General features: G+C 44.1%; 10 protein-coding genes and 1 rRNA gene. 10 read left to right on the top strand and 1 reads right to left on the bottom strand.

All coding sequences use genetic code 11. The features are described 5' to 3' along the window. From rrf to rsmI, 10 genes are all read left to right on the top strand, one after another. Positions 1–89: ribosomal RNA gene (rrf, locus tag KNO91_RS14815) — 5S ribosomal RNA — on the top strand; the annotation flags it as partial. A gap of 72 nt (positions 90–161) precedes the next feature. Then, a complete protein-coding gene (locus tag KNO91_RS14810; protein ID WP_214818645.1) occupies positions 162–1,580 on the top strand; it encodes an aminotransferase class I/II-fold pyridoxal phosphate-dependent enzyme in 1,419 nt (472 codons plus the stop codon). A gap of 3 nt (positions 1,581–1,583) precedes the next feature. Beyond that, complete coding sequence (gene tmk / locus KNO91_RS14805; RefSeq protein ID WP_214791182.1) at positions 1,584–2,222, top strand: dTMP kinase; 639 nt, start codon at positions 1,584–1,586, stop codon at positions 2,220–2,222. Further along, on the top strand, positions 2,222–2,551 hold the full coding sequence (locus KNO91_RS14800) for a cyclic-di-AMP receptor (protein ID WP_031421800.1): 330 nt from the start codon (positions 2,222–2,224) through the stop codon (positions 2,549–2,551). The genes tmk and KNO91_RS14800 overlap by 1 nt, the downstream gene beginning before the upstream one ends. A 14-nt stretch (positions 2,552–2,565) precedes the next feature. Continuing rightward, positions 2,566–3,558, top strand: coding sequence for a DNA polymerase III subunit delta' (locus tag KNO91_RS14795; RefSeq protein ID WP_214818644.1), 993 nt, complete (start codon positions 2,566–2,568; stop codon positions 3,556–3,558). A 6-nt stretch (positions 3,559–3,564) separates the two neighbouring features. Further along, positions 3,565–4,395, top strand: coding sequence for a PSP1 domain-containing protein (locus KNO91_RS14790; protein WP_214791178.1), 831 nt, complete (start codon positions 3,565–3,567; stop codon positions 4,393–4,395). A gap of 23 nt (positions 4,396–4,418) precedes the next feature. Then, entirely contained in the window at positions 4,419–4,754 is a 336-nt protein-coding gene (yabA, locus tag KNO91_RS14785) for a DNA replication initiation control protein YabA (RefSeq protein WP_012727746.1), read from the top strand. 60 nt (positions 4,755–4,814) lie between these two features. After that, positions 4,815–5,552, top strand: coding sequence for a tRNA1(Val) (adenine(37)-N6)-methyltransferase (locus tag KNO91_RS14780; RefSeq protein ID WP_214791176.1), 738 nt, complete (start codon positions 4,815–4,817; stop codon positions 5,550–5,552). Beyond that, the gene (locus KNO91_RS14775; RefSeq protein WP_214796653.1) at positions 5,545–5,823 is read left to right on the top strand and encodes a GIY-YIG nuclease family protein; all 279 of its coding nucleotides are present in this window, start codon (positions 5,545–5,547) and stop codon (positions 5,821–5,823) included. The genes KNO91_RS14780 and KNO91_RS14775 overlap by 8 nt, the downstream gene beginning before the upstream one ends. After that, positions 5,795–6,664 (top strand): 16S rRNA (cytidine(1402)-2'-O)-methyltransferase, encoded by an 870-nt coding sequence (rsmI, locus tag KNO91_RS14770; RefSeq protein WP_214796655.1) that lies wholly within the window; start codon positions 5,795–5,797, stop codon positions 6,662–6,664. Before KNO91_RS14775 ends, rsmI begins: the two co-directional genes overlap by 29 nt. A gap of 16 nt (positions 6,665–6,680) precedes the next feature. On the opposite strand, the gene KNO91_RS14765 is transcribed toward rsmI, so the two are convergent. Beyond that, positions 6,681–6,974 carry a transition state genes transcriptional regulator AbrB gene (locus KNO91_RS14765; RefSeq protein ID WP_012727742.1) on the bottom strand — a complete coding sequence of 98 codons (294 nt, stop codon included), beginning with the start codon at positions 6,972–6,974 and terminating at the stop codon, positions 6,681–6,683. Between the last annotated feature and the right edge of the window lie 133 nt (positions 6,975–7,107).

Below are 7,107 nucleotides of genomic sequence, written 5' to 3'. Positions count from 1 at the left end.
CCGTTCCCATGCCGAACACGGAAGTTAAGCGTCTCAGCGCCGAAAGTAGTTGGGGGATCTCCCCCTGTGAGGATAGGACGTTGCCAGGCCAACGCAGAAGACGATCAAGCATATGCTTGATCGTCTTTTTTTAATAGTCAATAGTTTAGGAGGGATAACAGATGGCTCCTTCTCGGAAAAATCCTTTTACATTTCTAGAGACTCTAGAACAGCATGTGAGTGAACATCGCGTATCTTTTCACGTCCCAGGACATCATAATGGCACCGTGATTGATAATACGTTACCGAATGCATTTGCTAAAGTAATGCCATATGATCTTACAGAACTAGCACATTTAGATGATTTGCATGATGCTTCTGGAATTATTGATCAAGCTGAAAAAGCATTAGGGAATCTGTATGCGAGTAAAAGTAAGTGGCTTGTCAACGGTTCAACTGTTGGAAACTGGAGTATGCTCGCAGCCACAGTAAAACGTGGGGAACGAGTATATGTTCAACGCAATTCACATAAATCTGTATGGAATGCAATTGAATGGCTAGGATTAAAACCTATCTTATTAACACCTACAATTGAACGAGGTACAGGAATTCCGACAGTGGTGACATTAGAAACAATTGAGCAGGCTGTTCAAAAATTTCCGGGAGGACGAGCCGTTATGTTAACATCTCCTACGTACTATGGAGATATGGCGGATATTCGTTCGATATCAAATTTTTTGTTGTCTTTGAAAATCCCCTTACTCGTCGATGAAGCACATGGTGCGCATTTGATTCATCCTAAATTACTTCAGCGTTCTGCAATTTTTGAGGGAGCAAGTGCAGTCGTACAGTCTGCACATAAAACACTACCTGCATTGACGATGGGAGCTTGGATTCATTATAAAGAAGATATCGATGAAGTTCGGTTAAAACACGCATTGTCTTCCTTTCAGACATCGAGTCCTTCTTATCTTATTATGGCTTCATTAGACTATGCACGATCCTATTTAGAAAGCTTAACGGATGAAGCATGGTCTTCTATTCAAAAAAGTCATGCCCACTTTGTTCTAGAGCTGAAACGTGCCGGTTTTACTGTCAAAGTTGGGGATGACTTTACGAAAGTAACGGTCATGACTTATCCGAAAAATGGGTTGGTTTTTAGTGAACATCTTGCATCAATCGGAATCGATATTGAATTAGCGGCTGTGGATCATGTGTTATTCTGTTTACCATTAAGGGAAATAAAGAAACAGGAAATTGAGCACTGGATCAAATTAATCAAAAAAGCCGCTACGCACGTTCCAATTATTGATGAGGACGAAACAATTTTTCCGTTCCCTCAAACACAACGCGTATCTGAACTATATACGTTGATAGGTGATGAGCAAGTACAACGTGTATCCTTCAAGCAGGCAATAGGATCTGTCTCAGCAGAAACCGTGATTCCGTATCCGCCAGGCATTCCGTGGATTCTAAAAGGAGAGCGGATCACTGAGGAAAAAATACGTGTGCTCCTAGAGTGGATTTCTTTAGGGAGGAAGCTTCAAGCAAGTAAGCATGTTATGATAGAGCAAATTGATGTTATTGTAGAGGAGTTTTAAAAAGTGAGCGGAATGTTTATTACGGTTGAAGGACCGGATGGATCAGGTAAGTCCACGCAACTTCAGCTATTAGTTGAAAGTCTAACGCAAAAAGGATATGACATCGTGGTAACACGCGAACCTGGAGGAACAACTGTGGGCAATCAAATCCGCGAAGTCTTATTGTCCCCAGATCATCATGAGATGACACCGCGAGTGGAAATGATGCTCTACGCTGCTTCACGAGCACAGAATGTGGAACAAGTGATTCGTCCGGCATTAGAGCGAGGAGCAATTGTCCTTTGTGATCGATTCATTGATGCATCCATCGCCTATCAGGGCTACGGTCTACAATATGACCTTGATCAAATTCAGTCGCTAAATGAATGGGCAACGAACGGTTTGACACCCGATTTAACCTTTTTATTTGATTTGAGTCCCGAAAGAGCGAGTGCGCGCATGAAAGATCGAGGACAACTCGATCGGATCGAAAGTCGTGACCAAGCATTTCATGAGCGGGTCTACGAAGGATTCCAAACATTACTCAAACAGTACCCAGAACGAATCATCCGGATTGATGCCGATCAACCAATTGAATGCATTCAAGACGAGGTACTCGATTATACGATAGAACGATTACAACAAGGAGGCGTACAACGATGATGAAAATGGTGATTGCAATCGTACACGATAAGGATAGCGCACGTTTGTCTGACGCATTAGTCGAACAAGATTTTCGTGCGACGAAATTAGCTACAACAGGTGGCTTTTTAAAAGAGGGGAATACGACGTTTATGATGGGTATTCCACAAGAGCGTCTCGATGATTTAATGGATGTGATTCAATCAAACTGTTCGAGTCGCGATCAAATGATTACGCCAATCTCACCAATGGGAGGACATGCTGACTCTTACATTCCTTATCCGGTCGAAGTACAAGTCGGAGGCGCGACTGTATTTGTCTTGCCGATTGAAGGATTCCATCAGTTTTAATGGGAGTTGGGCATATGCGTTTTCAGGAGTTAAATGAGTCTCAAACAGTGGTCGCTCGAATCATCCAAAATTCAATCGTTTCGAATAAAGTAGGACATGCGTACATTTTCTCAGGAGATTATGAGCCATACTTGATTGAAACAGCCACATTGTTTGCGAAAGCCTTATTTTGTGAATCACCACAAGGGGCAGAGCCCTGTGGAGTGTGTCGAAACTGTCGACGCATAGATTCAAAAAATCTCGTCGACTACATCGAAGTGGAACCGGATGGAGCTAGTATTAAAAAAGAACAGATTCAACAATTACTCAGTGACCTATCATTGCGAGGAGCTGAAGGAGACCGTCAAGTATATGTCATTCATCAAGCCCATAAGATGACGACTCAAGCGGCAAATAGTTTATTGAAGTTCTTTGAAGAACCAGGTGTTGGGAAGCTCGCTATTTTAGTGACAACACAGCCACAGTTGCTTCTTCCGACGATTCGTTCACGTGCTCAACAACTTGCGTTCCGACCGATTGACCGTGCGAAGTTGGCACAGACGATGTCAGAAGAACGATCATGTACGTATGATTTGGCGTACCTCGCCTTGACCGTTTATCCGAAATGGGATGATGCGAAAGAAGCGCTTGAGCAGGAGTGGTTTGTACAGGCGTACGGGCTAGTGGTACAATTAATTGAAGTATTGACGAAACGACCTCAAGAGTTGCTCTTGTTCGCGCAAGAAAAATGGTTAGGGCATTTCAAAGGACGGAATGAATTGCGAGTTGGCCTTGAATTATTCGAACATTGGTTAGAGGAGGCACTTCATTTAAAAGTGCGCGATACGTATACTCCGAAACTGTTTAAGAATGAGGCTGCTTTATATCACGCATTTATCCAAAACCGATCTGTTTCTAAGCTCACACACGCAATTGAAAGTGTCCATGCGGCGATTCGACGACTCGAGGCAAACGTCAATCCTCAATTAACTTTCGAACGACTTTCGTTCGATTTGCAGAAAGGATAGAAGCGCGTGCTTGAAGTAGTTGGAGTCCGCTTTAAAGAAGCGGGAAAAATCTATTACTTTTCACCAGGCGATGCAACACTTAAACGTGGGGATCATGTCATCGTTGAAACAGTACGTGGCATTGAGTATGGTGAAGTCGTCCAAGTCGATAAACAACTCGGCGAAGATGAAGTCGTCATGCCGTTGAAGACGATCCTTCGCGTCGCGGACCAAAAGGATGCGGATATCGTACGCGATAATCGACTGGCAGCCGTTGATGCTCACGCCGTCTGTGAAGAAAAAATTCGAGAACATCAATTAGACATGAAGTTAGTCGATGTTGAGTATACATTTGATCGCAATAAAGTGATCTTTTATTTTACTGCCGAGGGTCGCGTCGACTTTCGAGAATTGGTAAAGGACTTAGCTAGTGTGTTTCGGACGCGAATTGAACTCCGACAAATCGGTGTTCGTGACGAAGCAAAGCTACTAAGTGGGATTGGACCATGTGGTCGAGTTCTTTGTTGTTCGTCATTTCTTGGGGAGTTTGAACCAGTCTCCATCAAAATGGCAAAAGACCAGAACCTTTCGTTAAATCCGAATAAGATTTCTGGCGTTTGTGGCCGTCTGATGTGCTGTTTGAAATATGAGAATGACACGTACGAAGAACTAAAACGCGATTTACCAGACGTCGGCAAGCGAATCAAAATTCCAGAAGGTGATGGTCGTGTAATCGGTCTCAACATTTTGGACCAACTTATTCAAGTTGAGCTCCACGATCGGACGCGTGTCGTCACATATACGATTGATGAACTTGTTGAAGTGGGTGCGATTAAACGAAAACCGTCAAAACAGTGATGGGGTGCTGAGCAGTGGAAAGAATGGACAAAAAAGAAGTGATGATGCGTGTAGATGCAATCGAGCAACAGATGCAACTTTTAACGGAGCATTTGGGCGTGCTAAAAGAGCAGCTTGCCTATTTGCTTGAAGAGAACCAGCATATGTATCTAGAGAATCATCACTTGCGTGAAAAAGTCGAACAATTGGCAGAAGTTGATACGACAAACGGTGATTCACAAATCGCATTGTCTGGAAAAGGGCAGAATAATTTAGCTGCGCTGTATCAAGAAGGATTCCATATTTGTAACCTCCATTACGGACAGGTACGAAAAGATGGGGATTGTCTCTTCTGTTTGTCGATGCTCAATAAACATTAATACGGGGCGATAGATAGGGACTCCCTATCCGTCGCCTTTCTTTTATACAAGGAGGAAACAATGGTAACGGTAAAGGATGGAGAACGCCTCGATGATTTGCTAGGACGCCCAGGCAAGATTATTCAAAGTGACGATGTGTTCTCATTTTCATTAGATGCGGTGCTACTTGCAGAGTTTGTATGGGTACCGATTCAAAAAGGTCAGTTGGTCGACTTGTGCGCCGGTACGGGAGCAATTCCGCTTTTCTTGTCATATCGTACAAAAGGAACGATTACGGGTGTAGAGATTCAATCGAAACTCGTCGATATGGCGAATCGAAGCATGGCGGTCAATCGTCTCGAGGAGCGAATTCAAGTTGTAGAAGGGGACGTCAAAACGGCAGCAACCCAACTCGGACATGCACGTTATGATGTGGTCACATGCAATCCGCCATATTTTCTAGCGAATGAAACATCACTGCGGAATCAAAACGAACATCATACGATTGCCCGCCATGAGGTATTGTGCACGCTAGAAGATTGTATTAAAACGGCAAGTCAACTCGTCAAACCGGGAGGGAAAGTGGCGTTCGTGCATCGGCCAGAACGTTTACTCGATATCCTGACATTGATGCGTGCCTACCGAATTGAACCGAAGCGAATGCAGCTCGTATATCCGAAAGCTGGACGCGAAGCGAATACGTTATTAATCGAGGGATCGAAAGATGGAAAAGCAGGTCTTAAAATTTTACCACCATTTGTTGTATATGAAGAAGACGATACGTATACGGAAGAGATGCGAGTCATTCTCGATGCCTAAACATTATACGTATATCGTAGAATGTAAGGACGGGACGTATTATACAGGCTATACAACGGACGTGGAAAAACGGGTTCTTGCACATAATGCCGGAAAAGGGGCGAAGTATACGAAAGCGCGACTGCCCGTACGACTTCGGTATGTGCAATCGTTTGATACGAAGCGTGAGGCCATGCAGTATGAATGGTCAATCAAACAATTGACCCGTGGGCAAAAAGAGAAGTTGATGGAGGGGACGACTAATGAATTCACAGAAGAGTTATCAAACTGAACAACCGACGTTGTATGTCGTACCGACGCCAATCGGAAACTTGGAAGACATGACATATCGAGCGGTGCGAACGCTTCAAGAAGTGGATTTAATTGCAGCGGAAGATACTCGCCAAACGATGAAGCTTTGTCGTCACTTTGAGATTCCGACCAAGCTGATTAGCTATCATGAACATAATAAAGAAGTGAGTGGACCGAGACTGATTGAAGATCTTCTTGCCGGAAAGTCGATTGCCATCGTTTCAGATGCTGGAATGCCTGGTATTTCAGACCCCGGGAGTGATCTCGTTCGGTTAGCCATCAAGGCGAATATTCCGGTGGTCGTTTTACCTGGTGCCAATGCCGCCCTTACGGCGTTGGTTGCCTCAGGTCTTCCGACAGAGCGTTTTCTCTATTACGGTTTTTTGCCACGTAAAAAGAAAGATCGTGTCGATGTTCTCGAATCCATTCAATATGAGCCGGGCACGATTGTTTTTTATGAAGCTCCTCATCGATTGAAAGAGATGTTAACGGCGATTCGACAAGTGTTCGGGAATCGGCAAATTGTTTTGGGCCGAGAGTTAACAAAAACGTTCGAAGAGTTTTTGAGAGGGACCGTTGATGAAGCGTTACATTGGTGCGAAGGTGAAGTACGTGGGGAGTTTGTCGTCCTGGTGAGCGGTGCGACAGAAGCGGCTCCTACGACGACGTGGTGGGAGGCACTCTCTGTCTATGAACACGTCGTTCACTATATAGAAGAAGGATTGAAGCCGAATGCGGCTATCAAACAGACGGCGAAAGACCGTGGTGAGTCTCGAAACGATGTGTATGATGCGTACCATCAACTCCACAAAAAAGAGTAAGCAAGGAAATCCTTGCTTACTCTTCGCTGTAGTAGTTTTCGAGCATGTTCTTCAACTCAACGAGAACACGTTGTGCACCTTCTGGTGACAAGATGAGTTTGCCGTCAGCCAATTTGAAGTTATCGTCTGATACTTCACCTGTAACTTGGCAAGTCATGTTTGGCTTATATTTTTTCAAAACGATTTGATCGTTGTCGACGTAAATCTCGAGAGCATCTTTCTCTGCGATCCCAAGTGTACGGCGCAATTCGATTGGAATAACGACACGACCAAGCTCATCAACCTTACGAACAATACCTGTAGATTTCATTTGTGTTTCCTCCTCCAATGGTGTCGAAATCTCATGGTGACATGAATCGTCAAAATTCGACAATGTGACTACAGCAAAAAGCATACTAAACTTTCCAATTGCAGTCAACTGCTTACTATCTGGAAAAGCAATT

The organism is Exiguobacterium sp. s59 (genome assembly GCF_018617475.1).
GTDB classification, from domain to species: domain Bacteria; phylum Bacillota; class Bacilli; order Exiguobacteriales; family Exiguobacteriaceae; genus Exiguobacterium; species Exiguobacterium aestuarii.
Note: the sequence above shows the minus strand (reverse complement) of the source record. Positions and strands in the feature narration are given on the sequence as shown.